This is a genomic window from Intrasporangium sp. Soil_C_50 (assembly GCF_057656595.1).
Genome location: NZ_JBDGKB010000012.1, coordinates 118013 through 137091 on the forward strand (window position 1 = coordinate 118013; position 19079 = coordinate 137091).

The 19079-nt window shown below is 72.8% G+C and carries 19 protein-coding genes; 12 read left to right on the top strand and 7 right to left on the bottom strand.

The genetic code is table 11. The annotated features are described in order from the left end of the window. Positions 1–38 precede the first annotated feature (38 nt). The 5 genes from AC3A5R_RS18955 to AC3A5R_RS18975 all read left to right on the top strand — a co-directional run bounded on the left by AC3A5R_RS18955 (position 39) and on the right by AC3A5R_RS18975 (position 5494). Positions 39–1028: an ABC transporter permease gene (locus tag AC3A5R_RS18955; protein WP_487622322.1), complete on the top strand. Its 990-nt coding sequence runs from the start codon at positions 39–41 to the stop codon at positions 1026–1028. Beyond that, complete coding sequence (locus AC3A5R_RS18960; protein WP_487622323.1) at positions 1025–1957, top strand: ABC transporter permease; 933 nt, start codon at positions 1025–1027, stop codon at positions 1955–1957. The genes AC3A5R_RS18955 and AC3A5R_RS18960 overlap by 4 nt, the downstream gene beginning before the upstream one ends. Further along, on the top strand, positions 1954–3807 hold the full coding sequence (locus AC3A5R_RS18965; protein ID WP_487622324.1) for an ABC transporter ATP-binding protein: 1854 nt from the start codon (positions 1954–1956) through the stop codon (positions 3805–3807). The genes AC3A5R_RS18960 and AC3A5R_RS18965 overlap by 4 nt, the downstream gene beginning before the upstream one ends. Before the next feature lie 95 nt (positions 3808–3902). Beyond that, positions 3903–4949, top strand: a complete 1047-nt coding sequence (locus AC3A5R_RS18970; protein WP_487622325.1) for a LacI family DNA-binding transcriptional regulator — start codon at positions 3903–3905, stop codon at positions 4947–4949. Positions 4950–5122: 173 nt separating this feature from the next. Next, the gene (locus tag AC3A5R_RS18975; protein WP_487622326.1) at positions 5123–5494 is read left to right on the top strand and encodes a hypothetical protein; all 372 of its coding nucleotides are present in this window, start codon (positions 5123–5125) and stop codon (positions 5492–5494) included. On the opposite strand, the gene AC3A5R_RS18980 is transcribed toward AC3A5R_RS18975, so the two are convergent. Continuing rightward, complete coding sequence (locus AC3A5R_RS18980; protein ID WP_487622327.1) at positions 5469–6386, bottom strand: SDR family oxidoreductase; 918 nt, start codon at positions 6384–6386, stop codon at positions 5469–5471. The genes AC3A5R_RS18975 and AC3A5R_RS18980 overlap by 26 nt on opposite strands. A gap of 224 nt (positions 6387–6610) precedes the next feature. Between AC3A5R_RS18980 and AC3A5R_RS18985 the strand changes: the two genes are divergently transcribed. The 4 genes from AC3A5R_RS18985 (at position 6611) to AC3A5R_RS19000 (ending at position 10399) form a co-directional block, all read left to right on the top strand. Continuing rightward, a complete protein-coding gene (locus AC3A5R_RS18985; protein WP_487622328.1) occupies positions 6611–7087 on the top strand; it encodes a hypothetical protein in 477 nt (158 codons plus the stop codon). A gap of 164 nt (positions 7088–7251) precedes the next feature. Next, on the top strand, positions 7252–8571 hold the full coding sequence (locus tag AC3A5R_RS18990) for an ABC transporter substrate-binding protein (RefSeq protein WP_487622329.1): 1320 nt from the start codon (positions 7252–7254) through the stop codon (positions 8569–8571). A 20-nt stretch (positions 8572–8591) separates the two neighbouring features. Next, a complete protein-coding gene (locus AC3A5R_RS18995) occupies positions 8592–9548 on the top strand; it encodes a carbohydrate ABC transporter permease (RefSeq protein ID WP_487622330.1) in 957 nt (318 codons plus the stop codon). Next, complete coding sequence (locus tag AC3A5R_RS19000) at positions 9548–10399, top strand: carbohydrate ABC transporter permease (RefSeq protein WP_487622331.1); 852 nt, start codon at positions 9548–9550, stop codon at positions 10397–10399. The genes AC3A5R_RS18995 and AC3A5R_RS19000 overlap by 1 nt, the downstream gene beginning before the upstream one ends. 80 nt (positions 10400–10479) lie before the next feature. Here AC3A5R_RS19000 and AC3A5R_RS19005 read toward each other — a convergent pair whose 3' ends face one another. The 6 genes from AC3A5R_RS19005 to AC3A5R_RS19030 form a co-directional block, all read right to left on the bottom strand. Next, the gene (locus AC3A5R_RS19005) at positions 10480–11232 is read right to left on the bottom strand and encodes a GTP cyclohydrolase II (protein WP_487622332.1); all 753 of its coding nucleotides are present in this window, start codon (positions 11230–11232) and stop codon (positions 10480–10482) included. Then, the gene (locus AC3A5R_RS19010; protein ID WP_487622333.1) at positions 11229–12101 is read right to left on the bottom strand and encodes a RibD family protein; all 873 of its coding nucleotides are present in this window, start codon (positions 12099–12101) and stop codon (positions 11229–11231) included. Before AC3A5R_RS19010 ends, AC3A5R_RS19005 begins: the two co-directional genes overlap by 4 nt. Beyond that, complete coding sequence (locus AC3A5R_RS19015) at positions 12094–13098, bottom strand: lysylphosphatidylglycerol synthase domain-containing protein (protein WP_487622334.1); 1005 nt, start codon at positions 13096–13098, stop codon at positions 12094–12096. The genes AC3A5R_RS19010 and AC3A5R_RS19015 overlap by 8 nt, the downstream gene beginning before the upstream one ends. A 160-nt stretch (positions 13099–13258) precedes the next feature. Continuing rightward, entirely contained in the window at positions 13259–14347 is a 1089-nt protein-coding gene (locus tag AC3A5R_RS19020; RefSeq protein WP_487622335.1) for a glycosyltransferase family 4 protein, read from the bottom strand. Between the two features lie 10 nt (positions 14348–14357). After that, on the bottom strand, positions 14358–14753 hold the full coding sequence (locus AC3A5R_RS19025) for a 6-pyruvoyl trahydropterin synthase family protein (RefSeq protein WP_487622336.1): 396 nt from the start codon (positions 14751–14753) through the stop codon (positions 14358–14360). A 3-nt stretch (positions 14754–14756) separates the two neighbouring features. Further along, a complete protein-coding gene (locus tag AC3A5R_RS19030) occupies positions 14757–15776 on the bottom strand; it encodes a zinc-dependent alcohol dehydrogenase (RefSeq protein ID WP_487622337.1) in 1020 nt (339 codons plus the stop codon). 143 nt (positions 15777–15919) lie between these two features. Between AC3A5R_RS19030 and AC3A5R_RS19035 the strand changes: the two genes are divergently transcribed. From AC3A5R_RS19035 to AC3A5R_RS19045, 3 genes are all read left to right on the top strand, one after another. After that, the gene (locus tag AC3A5R_RS19035) at positions 15920–16780 is read left to right on the top strand and encodes a CDP-alcohol phosphatidyltransferase family protein (RefSeq protein ID WP_487622338.1); all 861 of its coding nucleotides are present in this window, start codon (positions 15920–15922) and stop codon (positions 16778–16780) included. 80 nt (positions 16781–16860) lie between these two features. Further along, complete coding sequence (locus AC3A5R_RS19040) at positions 16861–18444, top strand: alkaline phosphatase family protein (protein WP_487622339.1); 1584 nt, start codon at positions 16861–16863, stop codon at positions 18442–18444. A 93-nt stretch (positions 18445–18537) separates the two neighbouring features. After that, positions 18538–18924, top strand: a complete 387-nt coding sequence (locus tag AC3A5R_RS19045) for a hypothetical protein (RefSeq protein WP_487622340.1) — start codon at positions 18538–18540, stop codon at positions 18922–18924. Positions 18925–19079 lie beyond the last annotated feature (155 nt).

The window sequence follows — 19079 nt, forward strand, 5'->3', positions numbered from 1 at the left end:
CCCGGCCGGCCGCGCCTGACCGAGGACAGGAGGACGCGATGAAGTACGTCTCCCGCAAGCTCGGCTTCTTCCTGGCGACCCTCTGGGCCGTGGTGACGCTGAACTTCCTCATCCCGCGCCTGCAGCCCGGCGACCCGGCCGAGATCATGGTCAAGAAGCTGGCCGGCAAGGACGCGCAGCTCGACCCGGCCCAGGTCAAGGCCATGCGTGCCATGCTCGGCGCCCCGGACGGCTCACTGTTGTCGCAGTACTGGGACTACCTCGGCCAGCTCGTCCGCGGCAACTTCGGCCTCAGCTACAGCTACTACCCGTTCAAGGTCACCGAGGTCATCGGCCAGGCCTTCTGGTGGACGGTCATCCTCGTGACCGTCACGCAGGTGCTCTCCTTCGTCGTGGGCATCGTCCTCGGTGCCTATGCGGCGTGGCGGCGCAACTCGCGCCTCGACTCCGTCGTGACCCTCGGGTCGACCTTCCTCGGGACGCTGCAGCCGTTCTGGATCGCGCTGCTGCTGCTCTACGTCTTCGGCTACACCCTCGGCTGGTTCCCGACCTCGGGCGGCTACGAGGAGTCGACACCCGGCTTCAACTTCCCGTTCATCCAGGAGGCGGTGTCGCACTCGTTCCTGCCGGCCGTGGCCCTGCTCATCGTCACGCCGATCGGCTGGATCCTCGGCATGCGCAACACGATGATCATGAACCTCGGTGAGGACTACATCCGTCTGGCGCGGGCCAAGGGCCTGCCGGACCGGGCCGTAGCCCTGAAGTACGCGGCACGGAACGCCTTGCTGCCCAGCGTCACCGGCTTCGCCTTGGCCCTGGGCGGCGTGCTCGGCGGCGCCATCCTCGTCGAGCAGGCCTTCGACTACCCGGGCCTCGGCCGTCTCATGGGTGAGGCCGTGCAGAACAAGGACTACCCGCTGCTGCAGACGCTGATGCTGCTGACCACCGTCGGGGTGCTCGTCGCCAACCTCGTCGCCGACCTGCTCTACGGAGTGCTCGACCCGCGCGCCAGGAGGGCCCAGTCATGACCACTCTGCCGGTCCACGAGGTGATGTCCGAGGGCGACCCGACCCAGGCCGTCAACGTCGAGCAGGTGCCCGACGCCGAGCGTCCCGACCGCTGGTGGGAGGTGATGTGGAGCAGCAGGAAGGCACGCGTCGGCATCGTCATCGTCGCGGTCTACGTGCTCGTCGCCGTCTTCGCACCCCTCATCGCCCCGCACGACCCGCTCGACTCGTCGTTCACCCCCTTGGCGGGTGCCAGCGCCGAGAACTGGCTCGGAACGACGACCGACGGCCGCGACATCGCCTCCCAGCTCATCTACGGCACCCGGGTCTCCCTGCTCGTCGGCCTCTTCGGCGGACTGCTGGCGACGCTGATCGCGCTGGTCATCGGCATGGTCTCGGGCTACGCCGAGGGCACGATCGTCGACGACATCCTGTCGTTCGTCACCAACGTCGCCCTCGTCATCCCGGCGCTTCCGCTCATCATCACGCTCGTCGCGTACAGCGAGGTGCGCGGTGTGTGGCTCATCGTGTTCGTCATCGCCATCACCTCGTGGGCGGGCGGCGCGAGGGCCAAGCGCGCTCAGATCATCACCCTGCGCAACCGCGACTTCGTGACGGCCGCCAAGTTCTCCGGCGAGGGCACGCTGCGCATCATCTTCCGCGAGATCCTGCCCAACATGAGCTCGCTCGTCGTGGCCGCCTTCGTCGGCGCCGCCACCGGTGCCATCGGCGCGGAGGCCGGCCTCGCGGTCCTCGGCCTCGGTGACACGCAGAGCGTGTCGTGGGGGACGATGCTCTACCAGGCCAACGCGCAGGGCGCCATCACGCAGGGACTGTGGCTCTGGGTCTTCACCCCCGGCCTCGTCCTCGCCATCCTCATCACCGGCATGTCGTTCATCAACTTCGGCGTCGACCTGCTGAGCAACCCCCACCTGAGGGAGGACGCATGAGCCTGCTCGAGGTCAAGGACCTGTCGGTCCGCTACGAGCCCAAGTCGCACCGCGCGCTCGACGCCGTTCAGGACGTCTCCTTCAGCGTCGCGCCCGGCGAGTTCGTCGGTCTCATCGGCGAGTCCGGCTCCGGCAAGACGACGCTCGGTACCGCGGTGCTGCGCCTGCTCCAGCGCCCGGGCCGCATCAGCGGCGGCAGCATCACCTTCGACGGCACCGACATCACGAGCCTGCCCGAGGACGAGCTGCGGTCGCTGCGCTGGCGCGACATCTCGACCGTCTTCCAGAGCAGCATGAACTCGCTCAACCCGGTGACGCGCGTCGAGGCGCAGTTCCGCGACGTCATCGAGCAGCACTCCCGGCTGCGTGGGGAGGCCGTGACGCGTCGCATCCGCGAGCTGTTCGACATGGTCATCATCGACCACAAGTTCATCGGCGCCTACCCGCACGAGCTGTCCGGCGGCATGCGCCAGCGTGTCAACCTCGCCCTGGCGCTCGCCCTCGAGCCGAAGTTCGTGCTCCTCGACGAGCCGACCACCGGGCTCGACGTCGTCGTGCAGCACTCGATCCTCGAGAACGTGCGGCGGTTGCAGGCCGAGCAGGGCTTCGCGGTGCTCTTCATCAGCCACGACATCGGCACCGTGCTCGACCTGTCCGACCGGATCCTCGTCATGTACGGCGGTCGGATCGTCGAGGAGCAGACCGCGGCCGGGCTGCTGCGCGAGCCGCTGCACCCGTACTCCAAGGGCCTGCTCGGCTCCTACGGCGACCCGCGGGCCGAGGAGGTCCGGATCACGTACGTGCCCGGCCGCCCGCCGGACCTCTCGCTGCCGATCGCCGGCTGCAGCTTCGCGCCGCGGTGCCCGGAGCGCATCGAGCGGTGCACGAGCGTCGAGCCCGAGCTGGCGCCGCTGTGCGGTGGTCGCGCCGCCTGCCACGTGGCCCGGCTGCAGCGCACCGAGGATGGCGCGCTCGAGTTCGGTGAGCCGACAAGGCACTTCGAGGGGCCGCAGTTCGTCAAGACGGCTGCGGAGTCGGCCGACGCGGCGCGCGGCGAGCCGATCCTCACCGTCGAGAACGTGTCGAAGGTGTTCAGCCGCCGCCGCGGCCTGACCGTCACGAAGGTCGAGGCCGTCACCGACGCGTCGTTCACGCTGCGCAAGGGCGAGGTGACCGCACTCGTCGGCCAGAGCGGCAGCGGCAAGTCGACGCTGGCCCGCATGATCACCGGCGTCGACAGCCCGACGTCGGGGCGGATCGTCTTCCACGGCCCGCGCGGCGACGAGACCGTATCCGGCTTCCGCGGACGCGGCCTGCGCGACTACCGCAGCCACGTGCAGATGGTCTTCCAGGACCCGTACAGCTCGCTCAACCCGGCCAAGCGGCTCGGCTACATCCTGTCCCGCCCACTCGCGAACTACCACGGGCTCAAGGGCGCCGAGCTGCGCGACCGCGTGCACGAGCTGCTCGAGAAGGTCGCCCTCACCCCGGCCGACCGCTTCGTCAACCGGTACGGCTACGAGCTGTCCGGCGGCCAGCGCCAGCGCGTCGTCATCGCCAAGGCGCTCGCCGTGCAGCCCGAGATCATCGTCGCCGACGAACCGATCAGCAGCCTCGACGTGTCGATCCGCGCCGAGATCCTCGAGCTGCTCCACGACCTCGTCCAGGACAGCGACGTCGGCATCCTCTACATCACGCACGACCTGCTCAGCGCCCGGATGCTCGCCGACGAGGTCATCGTGCTCAACCAGGGCCGCGTCGTCGAGCAGGGCCAGACCCTCAAGGTGATCCGTGACCCGAGCGACGCGTACACGCGCAAGCTCATCGACGCCATCCCCAACCCCTTCTGACCCGAGCAGCGACCGACCGGCCGGGCGCGACCGCGCGCCCGGCTTGTCCGCTCGGCTGACGCCGTGCACAGTTGTCCCGACGCGAAGGGGCCTCGGTGACGACAAGCAGCGACGACGCTCGCCCGGTGACGATCTACACCGTGGCCGAGCGTTCCGGCGTGTCCATCGCCACCGTCTCGCGCGTGCTCAGCGGGTCCACCCCGGCGTCGGCCCGCACCCGGCAGCGGGTGCTGCGGGCGGTCGAGGAGCTCGAGTACGTCCCGCTCCGGGCCGGCCGCCCGGTCGACGTGCCCCAGCACGAGACGCACGGGCTCGTCCTGCCCGGCCTGCGCGGGCCCTACTACTCCGAGCTGCTCTCGGGCTTCGAGTCCACGGCCGCTGCCGACAACCAGTCGACGGTCGTGCTCGTCTGCGACGCGTCGAAGGACGTCGAGGCGGCGGTGCGCCGGATGCTGGCCCGGGTCGACGGCATCGTCATCGCCAACGACACAGTCAGCGACGCCATGGTGCGCCAGATCGTCCGCTCGACACCGACGGTCCTCGTGGCGCGCGACGCCATCGAGGGTGCCGACGCCGTGCAGGTGGAGAACTTCATCAGCTCGGCCGAGCTGACGCGACACGTGCTCGACCACGGACGCCGACGCCTCGTCTTCGTCGGCGACACCGCCACCTCGCACGACGTGTCGGAGCGCTACCGCGGCTTCCAGCACGCGCTCGCCCGCAAGCGGGGCGAAGAGGTGGCCGCGCCGATCGACGTGCCGTACGAAGAGCACTCGGGCCGTGCCGTCATGGAGGGCCTGCGGGCGATCGAGGCATCGGAGGGCCCGGTCGACGGGCTCGTCTGTGCCAACGACGAGCTCGCGCTCGCGACGATGGTCCTGCTGGCGCGGGAGGGGCGCGTCGTCGGGCGCGACCTCGCAGTGGTCGGCTTCGACGACATCATGACCTCCCGGTACCTCGCCCCCGGCCTCACCACGGTGCAGCAACCGATGCGCGAGCTCGGTCGCTGGGCCGCGATCCGCCTCCACGAGCGCATCGGCGGGCGCACCACCGACGTGCACCCCCAGGTGCTCCCGACGCGTCTGGTCGTCCGCGGCTCCTGCGGCTGCGACTGGGACCAGACGTCCGTCGCCGGCGCCTGAGCTCCGCCTCCTCCGCCTTCTCCTCCGGCGCGCGTCCGACGGACGGCCACGACGCGCGTCGACCGGCGGCGTCCGTGCTCAGCCACGCCCGACGCGTCAGTTCGTGGCGGTCCGTCGGAGCGCTCCCGCGAACCCTTCCCTCCCCGAGGACTCCTGCATGCCTGACAAACGTCGTGCCGACCTACGGCGGCTCGATGTTCGAGGCGCTGATGCCGACGATCTTCGTGCCCGAGGCCGCACGGGCGCTGGGCACCTGGGGCGTCAACGAGGCCCGTACCGTGGCCCTCCAGCGCGAGTACGCCCTCGACGAGATGGACTACGGCTACTGGGGATTCAGCCCGTGCGCCAAGCCGGGCGAGGGCTACCTGTCGCTCGACCAGTCGATGGTGCTCGGATCGCTCGCCAACGTGCTGGCCGACGACTGCCTGCGCCGCTGGTTCTGCGCGCCGGACGTCGAGGCCGTGCTGCGCCCGGTCGTCGAGGCGCGTCGGATGCCGATCACCAGACGCAGCGGACGCGTCAGTCGGGCAGCGTCGTGCCGGTGAGCTTCTCGGCCACGGCCCACAGCGACGCGGCGAGCTCGGGTTTGCGGGCCGACCGCGGCTGGGGCACGAGCGTCGTCGGACCCGCGAGCCCGAACCGGCCGCCCGGGCCGTAGAACGCGCCCTGGGTGGCGGTCGGGTCGGCGACGGCGTGCAGGAGCGGCTCGGTGCCCTGCTCGACCTCCTGCACCGGCAGCACCGAGATGCGGGTGTAGAGCGGCGGCCTGGCACCCTCGCGGCCGAGGCTCGCCCCGGCCACCTGCAGGTTGGTCCGGGTGTAGCCGGGGTGGGCGAGAGTGCTGAGGAGCGGCCACTCACGCTCGGTGGCCACCCGGGCCAGCTGCAGGCCGAAGAGGCTGTCGGCGAGCTTGGACTGGGCGTAGGAGCGCCAGCCGCTCCACCGGCGAGAGGTCCACTGCAGGTCGCCGAAGTCGATCCGACCCATCGCAGCAGCGCCGCTCGTCATCGTCGCCACCCGCGGCTGCTCGCCGGCGAGCACGAGCGGCAGCAGGAGGTTGGTCAGCGCGAACGGGCCGAGGAAGTTCGTGCCGAGCTGCAGCTCGAACCCGTCGACGGTCTCGAACCGCTTCGGCGGCGCCATGACGCCGGCGTTGTTGACGAGCACGTCGATCGGCCGCCCCTCGGCAAGCAGCTCGCCGGCGAACGCCCGCACCGAGGCGAGGTCGGCGAGGTCGAGCCGGCGCACCGTCACCGACGCGTCGGGGCTGCCCTCGAGGATCTCTGCGCGGGCCGCCTCGCCCTTGTCGGTGGAGCGCACCGCCATGACGACGTCGGCGCCGGCGGCCGCGAGGCGTCGGGCCGCCTCCTTGCCGGTGCCGCTGTTGCTGCCGGTGACGACGACGTGGCGACCGGTGAGGTCGGGGAGCTGGGTCATGCACGGTGCCTCTCTGGAGGGTGCGGCCCGGGCGGGCCTGCCGCCGGGCGGCAGCGGGCTGCGGCCGATCCTCACTGACAACGCACGAGGCCGCCCGGGGATGCCCGCGCCGGACGGTCGTGCCGGACGGTGGCCGGTCATCGGGCGGGGAGCCGCTTGCGCGCCGGTCGTACGCTGGACGGGTCACCCGTCGGGTCTTCGCGCGGGCAGGAGGAGGTGGCGTCATGGGCCGCTGGCAGGACGAGTGGACGGCCGTCGAGTGGTTGACGCTGCGCCTCGCGCCGGTGTGGGTGCTGAGCGCCCTGGCCGGCCGGGTCCGGTTCGACGAGGACGAGCGCGGCGCGTTCTGGGACGCCGCCACGTCGGCGGCCCTGCGCAGCGAGGGCCCGGGCCGCGAGGTACTGGCCGGGGCGGCCGCCGAACGGGCTTGGCTCTTCGACGAGTTCGAGCTCGACGGGCGCAGCGTCGTGTCGGGCATGCTCGCGGTGACGCGGCTGCTCGAGCGGATGGACGCCGGCACCCGCGAGGACGTGCGCCGCACCGTGCTGCGCATCGGCGAGGGCGTGGCGCTGGCCCGCGGACCGTTCGGGCGGCGCATCCTGCCCGAGGACGAGCAGACCCTGATCCTCATCGGCGAGCTGCTGCGCACCGCCTCCGAGACCGCCGCCGACAACCCCCTCGACTCGCCCGCCGCCATCTGAGCGGCGCAGCCGGCTCACCGCCGCCCTCCGGCCCGCGAATCGCCAACGCCTGCAAAGGCGACGGTCCGATATGCGGCTTACGATCGAGCGCGGACGGGTATCTGTTCAGTCAGGGCCCGGCCGACACTCGGTGCCCGTGCCACGGGCAGGAAGGACCCAGGGGAATGACGGACCAGCAGACCCAGCTCACCCAGCTCTCCGGCGCGTTCAGCCGCCGGACCCTTCTCGGCCTCGGCGGGGCGGCGGTCGTCACCGGCGCCCTCGCCGCGTGCGGCAGCAACACCGGCCGCGAGCCCGCGGCGTCCGGCGGGGCCACCGGGGGCGGAGGTGGCGGCGCGTCGATCCAGCAGTGGTACCACCAGTACGGCGAGGCCGGCACCCAGCAGGCCGTCGAGAAGTACGCCGCCGCCTACAAGGACGCCACGGTCAAGGTCAGCTGGAAGCCCGGCGACTACGACCAGTCCACCGCGGCGTCGCTGCTGACCGACGCCGGCCCCGACGTCTTCGAGTACGGCAACGGCCCGACGATCGACATGATCAAGGGCAACCAGGTCGTCGACCTCACCGACCTGCTCGGCGACGCCAGGAGCGACTTCAACCCCGGCATCCTCAAGCGGATGACCTATCAGGACAAGGTCTGGGCCATCCCGCAGGTCGTCGACATGCAGCTGCTCGTCTACCGCACGTCGATGCTCGACAAGGCCGGCATCCAGCCCCCGCAGACCATCGACGAGCTCATCGCCGCGGCCAAGAAGCTGACGCAGGGCAACGTCAAGGGCCTCTTCCTCGGCAACGACGGCGGCGCGAGCCTCATGGGCGGCCCGATGCTGTGGTCGGCGGGCCTCGACTACCTCACGGAGAGCAACGAGTTCGGCTTCGACGACCCTCGCGCCGCCACCGCGCTCGGCAAGCTGCGCGAGATGTGGGAGGCCAAGGTGCTGCTGCTCGGCGCGCCCAAGGACTGGTTCGACGCGTCGGCCCTGACCTCCGGCCTCGCCGCGATGCAGTTCACCGGCCTGTGGACCTTCCCCGACATCAAGAAGGGCCTCGGCGACGACTTCGGCGTCCTGGCCTGGCCGGCCCTCGACGGCCAGGGCAAGGCGTCGGTGCCCGTGGGCGCGTACGGCTCGTGCGTCAGTGCCAAGGCCAGGGACGTCGACGCCGCGAAGAAGTTCGCCAAGTGGCTCTGGGTCGACCAGACCGCGTACCAGCTCGACTTCGCCACCGCGTACGGCTTCCACATCCCCTCACGCACCAGCCTCATCGGCCAGGCCTCGACGCTCAAGGAGGGGCAGGCCGCCGACGCCGCCAAGCTCGCGACCGACGTCGGCCACGCGCAGAGTCCCCTGCTGTGGACGCCCAAGTGCGTCACGGCCTTCGGCGACGCGATGAACCGCATCGTCAAGGAGGGTGCCGACCCGGCCCAGGAGATCGCCAAGGTCAAGGCCGTCGCCGAGCCCGAGCTCAAGAGGGTGCTCGCCTGAGCGCGCCGGCGACCACCCGGGTGGACGCGTCGCCCCCCGCGTCGACGCGTCCACCCCACCCTCCGCCGGGTCGGCGGCTGCGCGGCTACCAGAACCGCAACGTGTGGTTCTGGCTCTTCGTCGGGCCGTTCGTCCTCGGGCTCGTCGTCTTCGTCTACGTGCCGATCGCGTGGTCGATCTACCTGTCGTTCTTCGACGCGTACAACACGGTGACCCCGACGCAGTTCGTCGGCGTCGGCAACTACCTCGACATGCTGCGCGACCCGGCGTTCCGCAGCAGCCTGCTCACCTTCCTCTTCTTCGCGATCTTCATCGTGCCGACGACCTTCGTGCTCTCGCTCGGCGCGGCGCTGCTCGTGGCGCGGACGCGGTTCATGCAGGCGTTCTTCCGCTCGGTGTTCTTCCTGCCGACGGCCTGCTCGTACGTCGTCGCGGCCCTCGTGTGGAAGATGTCGATCTTCAGCGGCATCCGCTCGGGCCTGGCCAACGCGGTGCTCGGCTGGTTCGGCGTCGACTCGATCCCGTGGCTCAGCCTCGCCGACCCGCCCTGGTACTGGCTCGTCATCGTCACGGCCCGGCTCTGGCTGCAGATCGGGTTCTACATGATCCTCTTCCTCGCGGGCATCCAGCGGATCAGCCCGACGCTCTACGAGGCCGCCGCGATCGACGGCGCCGAGGGGTGGAAGGTGTTCCGGCACATCACGCTGCCGCAGCTGCGGGCGACGTCGACGGCGGTGCTGCTGCTCCTGCTCGTCAACGCGTTCCAGGCGTTCGACGAGTTCTACAACATCCTGTCGACGTTCGGCACCTACCCGCCATACGCCCGGCCGCCGCTCGTGTACCTCTACTACACGGCCCTCGGCTCGGGTCAGGACTTCGGCCACGGATCGGCCGGCGCCGTCATCCTGACGCTCATCATCGCGATCGTCGCCGTCGTGCAGGGCCGGCTGCTGCGCATCGGGGAGAGGGACGCCTGATGGCCATCGTCCGCAGCAAGCGTCAGTCCCGCGTCGCCGGGTGGGCCCGGTACAGCGCGCTCGTCGTCGCGGCGCTGCTGTTCCTCGTGCCGTTCTACCTCGTCGTGCGCAGCGCGTTCATGCGCGAGCAGGATCTCTCCTCGCCCGACTTCCACTGGCTGCCGCCGACGTGGAACACGGCCAACCTCACCGACCTGTTCGCCAACCCGGCGATCCCGATGGCCCGCTCGCTGGTCAACTCCGGGCTCATCGCCGTCACCCAGACGGTCGGCGTCCTCGTCGTGTCGGGACTGGCCGGCTACGGCCTCGCCCGGATCCCCTACCGATGGTCGAACGCGGTCTTCTACTCGATCACCGCGACGCTGCTCATCCCCGCGGCCGTGACCTTCGTGCCGAGCTTCGTGCTCGTGTCGACGCTCGGCTGGATCTCGACGCTGCGCGGACTCATCATCCCGGGGCTCTTCCAGGCGCTCGCGACGTTCCTCTTCCGGCAGTTCTTCCTGAACTTCCCCAAGGAGATCGAGGAGGCCGCGTTCATCGACGGGCTCTCGTACTGGGGCACCTTCTGGCGCATCGTCGTGCCGAACTCCACGGGCTTCGTCGCCGCCATCGGCACCATCACCTTCATCGGCTCGTGGAACGCCTTCCTCTGGCCGCTCGTCATCGGCCGCGACCAGGAGTCGTGGACGGTCCAGATCGCGCTGTCGACCTTCCTCACGGCGCAGTCGGTGCAGGTGAGCCAGCTGTTCATGGCCGCGCTCGTCGCGATCCTGCCGCTTCTGCTCATGTTCCTGTTCCTCCAGCGCTGGATCGTCCAGGGCGTCGAGCGCAGCGGCATCGCCGGCGACTGACGCGTCCGACCTCCCGGTTCGAGGTATCTGCGCGGTCTCTGGGACGCGCGAATACCTCGAACCGAAGTGGGGCGGCAGCTCTAGGCGGGCGGGAGGTCGAGCGTGTGGGCGCCGCGGGTGGCCTTCGTCGACAGGTACTGGGCGTTCGCGGGAGACACGTGGACGGCGGTCGGCACCTGCCGGGTCACTCCGATGCCGAGGCGCTCGAGCTGGGCCGGCTTGTCGGGGTTGTTCGTCAGCACCTGGACGCGTGGCAGGTCGAGCGCGAGGAGCATCTGCGCGGCGACGGTGTAGTCGCGCTCGTCGGGACCGAAGCCGAGCGCGACGTTGGCCTGGTAGGTGTCGAGGCCGGAGTCCTGCAGGACGTACGCGTCGAGCTTGGGATAGAGGCCGATGCCGCGGCCCTCCTGTCGCAGGTAGAGCAGGTAGCCGCCGGTGGCCGTGAGCCGGCGGACGGCCTCGTGCAGCTGCGGGCCGCAGTCGCAGCGCTGGCTGCCGAACACGTCGCCGGTCAGGCACTCGCTGTGCAGCCGGACGAGCGGTGGCGCCTCGGGGCCGTGTGCGCGGCGGTGGGACGAACGGGCGGGGTCGGCGCGGTCGCCGAGTCCGAGAGCGACGTGCTCGAGCCCGTCGACGAGGCCGGTGAACGAGTACGCCAGCGCGGTGGTCTCGAACCCGTCGGCCAGCGCGACCGGCACCCGCACCGCGGCCCGGACCGACGCCGGTGGCGGCGGGCCCCCGGCAGGTCGGATCGGCGTGACCGCCCCGGCGGGCGCGGTCCCGGCGGGCGCGGCCCCGGCGGGGCGGTGTGAGCGGGGCATGGGCTGGGTCATGCGTTCCCCCTCGTGCCGTGGTCGAAACCGTCGTCCGTCTCGTCGAAGCGGGGCGAGAGGGCGTAGCGCAGCAGGACGACGTCGCCGATCTGGCGCACCTCGGCCAGCCGGGCTCGCCGCTGCTCGTTGAACGGGAACGCGGCGTCGCCGACGAACCGGGTGGCGCGCGAGCTGCCGACGAAGAACGGCGCGACGACGAGCTGCAGCTCGTCGGCGAGGTCGGCGGCGAGCACCTGGGTGTGCACCGTGCCGCCGCCCTCGACCATGAGCCGGCCGACGCCGCGCCCGGCGAGGTCGGCCCAGACGCGTCGGAGGTCGCAGGAATGGCCGGCGTCGACGACGGTGGCGCGGTGCCCGACCCGGCGGCGGGCCGACTCGAGCGCGGGGGAGGCGCAGTAGACGAGCTTCTCGGCGTCGTCGGCGGCGAAGAACCGGGCGCTCGGGTCGAGGTCGGCCCGCCGGGTCAGCGTCACCTTCGTCGGTGACGCGGGCAGGCCGCGGGCGACGCGTTCGGCGCGGCGTTCCGCGGACCGGACGAGCAGGCGGGGGTCGTCGTGGCGGATCGTCGCGGCGCCGACGAGGATCGCGTCGGACGCGGCCCGCTCGGCGTCGACGCGGTCGAAGTCGTCGTCGTTCGACAGGAGCAGCCGCTGCGGCGTCGGGCTGTCGAGATAGCCGTCGATCGACATGCCGCAGCTGAGCACGACGTACGGCCGCGCAGCGGACACCGCGGACGCGTCGGGTGACGTGGACGCGTCGGGCGTGGTGGACGCGTCGGGCGTCGGGCGCGTGGTGGGCCGGTGTGACCCGGCCGTCCGTGCGGCCCGACGGCTGCGCAGGGCTGGGGTGCTGTCTCCGACGTCAGGCACGGGCGCCTCCCACGACACCGTCGACGCGTGCAGGCGGGTCGACGCGTACCCGGCCACCCGTGCGGCGGGGCCGGCGTGCACCGTCGCGGAGCAGCACCACCGCACCCGGCAGGCCGGCCACCATGACGAGGCCGCCGTAGACGACCGCGACGACGACGCCCTGGGCGGCTCCGAGGCCCGCCACGCCGAAGGCCCACGCGGCCGCACCCTCGCGCGGGCCCCATCCCGCGACATTGAGGGGCAGGGCCGCCGCGAGCAGCACGACGAAGGCGATCGGCACGACCTGCATCGGGGTCACGGCGGCGCCGGCAGCCCACGCGGCGAGCAGGAAGGTGGCGACGTGACCGACGACGGCGACGGCCGACGCGGCGACGACACCCGGCCAGACGCGTCGGGCGAGCAGGCCGTGACGCACGTCGCCGACGAGAGCACGAGCCACGCGGGAGGCTCGGGAAGCATTGTCGCGCAATCGGATCCGGAGGGCGACCGTGACCGCGACGACGATCACGAGCACGACGGCGCCGAGCGCCGCGAGGTGGTCGATGACGACGGACCGCAGCGGCGAGGCCGCCGCCAGCAGCACGGCCACTGCGAGCCCGACCTGCACCACCTGGCCGGCCGTCCGCTCCCACAGCACGGCCCGCACCCCGCGACCGACGTCACCGGACGAGCGACCGTGCGACACCGCGCGGTGCACGTCGCCGGCCACCCCGACCGGCAGCGTCACGTTGAGGAACTGGGCCCGGTACGACGCGGCGACGGCGTCTCGGAGCGAGAGCTCGAGGCCGAGACCCCGCGCGACGAGCACCCAGCGCCACGCCACGCACGGCGTCGAGACCGCCGCGACGGCCAGGGCCGCCACTGCCGCGACCGCGAGGGCACGCGCGTCGACGCCGCGGAGCGCGTCGCCCAGGGCTGCGGGTCCCACCCGCCACGCGAGCACGGCCACGAGCGCGCCGATGCCGAGCAGGCGTAGCCGCCTTGGAGTCCGAGCCATCACCGCCTCCTCCGCACGCCTGTCCGTCGACGCCGTTGCGGCGCCATCTGCGAGGACGCCACCGGGCACCGCCAGGTTCAGCGGCTGACCTCGACCTCGACCTCGACCGGTCTGACCCTCCACTACCCCGTCGGCCGCCTCCCGAAGCGCCGGCCGCCGGTCAGGGGCCGAGCCCCCGGAGCACGGCATCGACGCGTCGAGCCGTCTCCGACCACGGTGCCAGGGTCTCGCGCCGCGCGACAGCCCCGGACCGCAACCGTCCGCGCAGCCCGGGGTCGGTCAGCCACGCGCGCAGGGCCGCCGCGAGGCCGGCCGGGTCGCCGGCCGGCACGAGCACCCCAGGCACCCCCGTCACGCCCGGATCCCCCGTCGAGTGCGCAGGTGGACTCATCCGGTCGAGGCCCCGGTGCTCGGGTCCTCGAAGGGTGTCCGGCAGTCCGCCGACGTCGCTCGCGACGACCGGGAGGCCGCGGGCGAGGGCGTCGGCGACGGCCACCCCGTACGTCTCGGCGCGCGAGGGCGCCACGAGCAGGTCGGCCGCGGCGTACGCGTCGCCGAGCGCATCGGCCGTGAGCGGCCCCGGGAAGGTGACGCGGTCGGCGACCCCGGCCCGACGTGTCCGCTCCACCACGCGCGCCGCGAACGACGCGTCGACCTCGAGCGACCCCGCCACGACGCACCGCCACGGCAGGTCGGTGAGGGTGGCGAGCGCGCCGACGAGCACGTCGACGCCCTTGAGCGGGGTCACGGCCCCGATGTAGAGGAGCGACCCGCCACCGGGCGTGCCGGCCGCAAGGGCTGCCGGGTCGGTGCCGGGCTCGGCGACGTGGACGCGGGCGGGGTCGAGACCGTGCAGGGCGACGATGCGGTCCCGGGACCACGCGCTCGTCGTGACGACGACAGCGGCCGCGGCGAGCACGGCGCGCTCGGGCTCACCGCCGAGCGGGAGGTGGACGAGGACGACGAGCGGGGTGCGACGCGCGAGGGGCACGAGCACGTCGGGCGAGCGGGAGGCGAGCAACCCGTCGACGAGCACGGGTCCGTCGGCGCAGACTCGTCCGACCGCGTCGGCGAGGGACCGCCGCCCCACGGCGTCGGGCTCGGGCCACCGCCCCGTCACGAGCTGCTCGTGCACGGTCCAGCCGAGCGAGGTGAGCCCGGCCAGGACGCGTCGGTCGTACGTGTTGCCCCCGCTCGGCCGCGCGGGGTCGTGGACCGCGTCGGGGAGGACGGCGTGGAGGGTGGGCACCCTCAGGCCCTCACACGGTGCGCTCGTACGACGCCCACGCGACGTGCGACTCGTGGAGCGTCACGACGAGCCCCGTGAGCCGGCCCGGCTCGGTGCCGAGGTCGCCGGCCGCGACGCGCTCGGCGAGGCGGTCGGCCACGAGGCGGGCGAGCACCTCGGTGGAGGTGTTGCGCGCGAGGTCTGGGTCGTCGTCGAGGTTGCGGTAGCTGAGGGCCCCGACAACCTCGTGCACCTGCTCCGTGGCCAGGCCGATGTCGAGCAGGATGCCGTCGCCGTCGAGCTCGGGCCCGCGGAAGGTCGCGTCGACGACGAACGTCGCGCCGTGCAGGCGCTGGGCCGGGCCGAACCGCTCGCCCTCGAAGCTGTGCGCGACCATCATGTGGTCGCGGACCGTGACGCCGAACATCGGTCAGGCCTTTCCGTCGGTGGTCGGGGTGGTCGGGGTGGTCGGGTAGGTGATGGCGTGGCAGATCGCCGGGAGGCTGCCGTCGGCGAGCCGGGGCAGCACGTCGGGCAGGTCCTCGAACGGCGAGCTGCCCGTGACGAGCGCGTCGAAGGCGTCGTCGTGCAGCAGGTCGAGCGCGAGGGCGAGTCGCTCCGAGGTCGAGTACCGGGAGCGCCGCGCCGGTGACACGACGCCGACCTGGCTGGCCCGGATGGCGAGTCGCCGCGAGTGGAACGCCCCGCCGAGCGCCAGCTCGACGGTCTTCTCGCCGTACCAGCTGAGCTCGATCACGGTGCCCTCCGGGCGGAGCAGGTCGAGGGCGGTCTGCAGCCCGGCCGAGGTGGCGCTCGCGTGGACGACGAGGTCGCACTCGCCGAGTGGCAGGCGGTCGGTCGCCGGGTTCGCGAAACCGACGCCGAGGCGCGCGGCGGTCTCGGCGCGGGAGGTGTCGACGTCGACGAGCGTGCACTCGACTCCGGGGAACCGCCCGAGCAGACGGGCGACGCTGGAGCCGACCATCCCCGCGCCGACGACGGCCACGCGGTCGCCGAGCAGGGGCGCGGCGTCCCACAGCGCGTTGACGGCGGTCTCGACCGTGCCGGCGAGCACGGCCCGCTGCGGCGGCACCCCGTCGGGCACGACGACGACGGCCGACGCCGGCACGACGTAGGCGGTCTGGTGCGGGTGCAGGCTGAAGACGGTCCGCCCGCGCAGCGCGTCCGGCCCCTCCTCGACGACGCCGACGGACAGGTAGCCGTACTTGACCGGCGCGGGGAAGTCACCGTCCTGGAAGGGCGCCCGCATCGCGTCCCACTGGCTGCGGGGGACGGCGCCACGGAAGACGAGCGTCTCGGTGCCCCTGCTGACGCCGGAGTGCAGCGTGCGCACGAGCACCTCGTCGGGGCCGGGAGCGCGCACGGCCTCGGGCCGGATCTCGCCCCTGCCGGGCTCGACCAGCCAGAACGCCCTCGCGTCTGTCGCCACGGCGCCAGCGTAACCACGCCCGGCCGCCTCGCGGCCGATGCGTCGCGTGAACCGGGGGGTGGCGGCCGGCGTCCTTGGGTGCGATGCGGGCCGCCCTCCGGGGCCCGGTGCCCGCCCGACGAGCCGGAGGTAGCGTGGGACGGATGGTTCACCGGGGCCCTGTGGTCGGGCTCGCCACGTCGGTGGCGCTCGTCCTGGCTCTGACGGTCGGGGTGGGCGTCGGGCCCGCCGGGCTCGCGGTCGGATTCGCCTGTGCCACGGTCCTTCTCGTTCTCGTCACCGTCGGGCTCGCAGCGTCCGGACGCTCGATGCCGGGGCCCGCGGACGGCGTCACCCTGGCGCGGGCGGTGCTGACCTGCGGCGTCGCCGCCCTCGTGGCGGACGCCGCGACGAGCCACGCGGACGCCGGCGCCGGGACGCGGACTGCTGCGCTCGTCGCGCTCGCGGCGGTCGGGCTGTCGCTCGACGCCGTCGACGGGCGCGTCGCCCGGCGCACCGGCACCGTCAGCGCCTTCGGAGCCCGGTTCGACATGGAGTCCGACGCCTTCCTCATCCTCGTGCTCGCCGTCCACGTGTCCCGTGACGTCGGCTGGTGGGTGCTCGGCGTCGGGGCCGCCCGCTACCTGCTGCTCGCCGCCCAACGGTTCGCGCCGTGGCTGCGTCGGGGGGTGCCGGCACGGCGGTGGCGCAAGGCCGTCGCCGCCTACCAGGGCGTCGGGCTCACAGCGGCCGCCTCGGGACTGCTGCAACCCGCGCTCGCCGTCGGCGTCGTCGGGCTGGGGCTCGGGGCGCTCGCGGTGTCCTTCGGCACCGAGGCCGCGACGCTGTGGCGCCGGCGCGGCACCGACAGCCCCGACAGCACCGACAGCGCCGCCGCGGCCACGCCCGTGTCGGCACCGGAGCCCGCGAGGCCGGACCGGCCCGTGGCCGTGACCTCGGGGCGCGCCGTCATCGTGACGATGGCCGACACGCGGGTCCTCATCGCGCAGCGGCGGTCCGGGTGACCGCGCCGGCGCCGACGTCGGGCCGGGCGCGTCGACGCGTCGGGCCCGGTCCGCGCGCGCGCCGCGCAGGGGCGACCGCGTTGACGCTGCTCGCCGGCGCCCTCGTGTGGGTGACGCTCACGGCCCCCACCTCGTCGCCCCTGCGACCCGTCGCGTTCCTGCGCATCCCCGTCGAGGTGCTCGTCATCGGCGCGTTCGTCCTCGCCGTGCCGTCGCGGGTGGGCCGGTGGGTCCGTCGGTGGGTGCTCCCGCCGCTCGGCGTCCTGCTCGCCGTGCTCCTGCTCGTCCGCATCCTCGACCTCGTGTTCCGCGACGTCTTCTTCTACCGGCCGTTCAACCTGCTCAGCGACTGGCGCTACGCGGCGTCCGGCTTCGATCTGGTCAACGACGCGTCCGGCACGGTCGTCGCCGTCGTGGCGGCGGTGGCGGCCGGGCTGGCGCTCCTCGGCGTGCTCGCAGCGGTGCCGCTCGCCCTGCGCCGCCTGGCCCGGCTCGCCGAACGGCACCGCACGCCGGCCCGGCGGCTCCTCGCCGCCCTCGCGGCGGTCTGGCTCGTGGCTCTCGTCACGGGCACTGCCCTGACGCCCGGGGTGCCCTTCGCCGCGTCGAGCACGGTCGCGCTGGCCGACGCGCAGGCGCGCAAGGCCGTCGCCGACGTCCGCGACCACGCCGCCTTCGCGACGGCCATCGGCACCGACCCGTTCGCCGCAGCCGACACGTCGGGGCTGCTCGGCGCGCTGCGCGGCAAGGACGTCGTCGTCGTCTTCGTCGAGAGCTACGGCAAGGTCGCCCTCGACGCCCCGGTCGTCGACCAGGCCCTGGCGAGCGGAACGAAGGCGCTTTCCGCACAAGGCTATTCGATGCGCAGTGCCTGGCTCAGGTCTCCGACCTTCGGCGGCTTCAGCTGGCTCGCGCACTCGAGCACCCAGTCCGGGCTGTGGGTCGACAGCCAGCAGCGCTACGACCAGCTGGTCACGACGCAGCGGCTCACCCTGAGCCACGTCTTCGCCAAGGCCGGCTACCGCACCGTCGACGTCGTGCCCGCCAACCGCCACGACTGGCCCGAGGGCCGCGACTTCTACGGCTACGACCAGGTGTGGGACGCCCGCACGCTCGGCTACCGCGGACCCGGCTTCGGCTACGCGCCGATGCCCGACCAGTACACGCTGTCGGCCTTCGACCGCCTCGAGCTCGCACCGTCCTCCCGCCGGCCGGTGCTCGCCGAGATCGACCTCGTGACGAGCCACATCCCATGGGCTCCCCTGCCGCGCCTCGTCGACTGGACGAGCCTCGGCGACGGCTCGGTCTTCGCGGCCCAGGCCGGCACGGCGATCCCGCAACAGGTCGTCTGGCGCACCGACGCCGGGGTGCGCGACGCGTACGCGCGGACCGTCGCGTACTCCCTCGAGAGCGTCGTGTCGTGGCTGACGAACACTCGCGACCGCAACCTCGTGGTGCTCGTCCTCGGCGACCACCAGCCCGCCAGCGTCGTCTCCGGCGACAACGCGTCGCACGACGTGCCCGTCGCCCTGCTGACCCGCGACGCCGGTGTCAGCAGCCGCGTCGACGCATGGGGCTGGGGCGCCGGCCTGCGCCCCGGCGCCGGTGCACCGGTGTGGCCGATGAGCGCCGTCCGCGACCGCATCCTCACCTCGTTCCGCTGAACCGACCTGTCCCGACAGGCGTCGTCAAGGGTGTCCAACCAACAGCGGGCCGCGCGTCTCACGACCGGCTGTGACACTGAAGGGAGGGTCTCGATGACCCTGCGACTCGTGGGTGCCGCGGCGCTGCTCGTCTCCGCCGGAGTGCACCTCTACCTGTGGTTCGACGGCGTGCGCAACCAGAGCGTCGGGCCGATGTTCCTCGTCAACGTCGTGGCCGGCATCGTCATCGCCGTGCTGCTCGTGCGGTGGCGGCACTGGGTCCCGGCGTTCCTCACGCTCGGTTTCGGCGCCGCGACGCTCGGCGCGTTCACCATCGCCTCGACGGTCGGGCTCATGGGCGTGCACACGGAGTGGCGCGGCTGGTCGGTCTGGGCTGCCGCGATCGCCGAGGTCGTGTGCATCGTCGTCGGGGCCGTGCTGCTCGTGCAGCAGCGGGCCGAGGTCATGCACCCCACCGCCCACACGGGACGCCACGCCTGACGCGCCGGTGCCGACGCGTCGGCTGGCTGGCGTGGGGGACTGGCGTGACAAAGCCCGCGCGCGTCGCCGGTCGTCGCCCCTAGGTGTACCCGGTCATGACGTTGGTGACAGGCGGCTGATCGGTGGGAGCCCGTCGAGGGCGGTGTGGCGTCGTC

Excerpts from the sequence above, each read along its gene's own strand:
- AC3A5R_RS19015 (WP_487622334.1), bottom strand. The coding sequence starts at position 13,098 with ATGGCTCGGACTCCAAGGCGGCTACGCCTGCTCGGCATCGGCGCGCTC.
- AC3A5R_RS18980 (WP_487622327.1), bottom strand. The coding sequence starts at position 6,386 with ATGACCCAGCTCCCCGACCTCACCGGTCGCCACGTCGTCGTCACCGGC.
- AC3A5R_RS18960 (WP_487622323.1), top strand. The coding sequence starts at position 1,025 with ATGACCACTCTGCCGGTCCACGAGGTGATGTCCGAGGGCGACCCGACC.
- AC3A5R_RS18965 (WP_487622324.1), top strand. The coding sequence starts at position 1,954 with ATGAGCCTGCTCGAGGTCAAGGACCTGTCGGTCCGCTACGAGCCCAAG.
- AC3A5R_RS19000 (WP_487622331.1), top strand. The coding sequence starts at position 9,548 with ATGGCCATCGTCCGCAGCAAGCGTCAGTCCCGCGTCGCCGGGTGGGCC.
- AC3A5R_RS19035 (WP_487622338.1), top strand. The coding sequence starts at position 15,920 with ATGGTTCACCGGGGCCCTGTGGTCGGGCTCGCCACGTCGGTGGCGCTC.
- AC3A5R_RS18990 (WP_487622329.1), top strand. The coding sequence starts at position 7,252 with ATGACGGACCAGCAGACCCAGCTCACCCAGCTCTCCGGCGCGTTCAGC.
- AC3A5R_RS19025 (WP_487622336.1), bottom strand. The coding sequence starts at position 14,753 with ATGTTCGGCGTCACGGTCCGCGACCACATGATGGTCGCGCACAGCTTC.
- AC3A5R_RS19005 (WP_487622332.1), bottom strand. The coding sequence starts at position 11,232 with ATGACCCAGCCCATGCCCCGCTCACACCGCCCCGCCGGGGCCGCGCCC.
- AC3A5R_RS18955 (WP_487622322.1), top strand. The coding sequence starts at position 39 with ATGAAGTACGTCTCCCGCAAGCTCGGCTTCTTCCTGGCGACCCTCTGG.
- AC3A5R_RS19045 (WP_487622340.1), top strand. The coding sequence starts at position 18,538 with ATGACCCTGCGACTCGTGGGTGCCGCGGCGCTGCTCGTCTCCGCCGGA.
- AC3A5R_RS18985 (WP_487622328.1), top strand. The coding sequence starts at position 6,611 with ATGGGCCGCTGGCAGGACGAGTGGACGGCCGTCGAGTGGTTGACGCTG.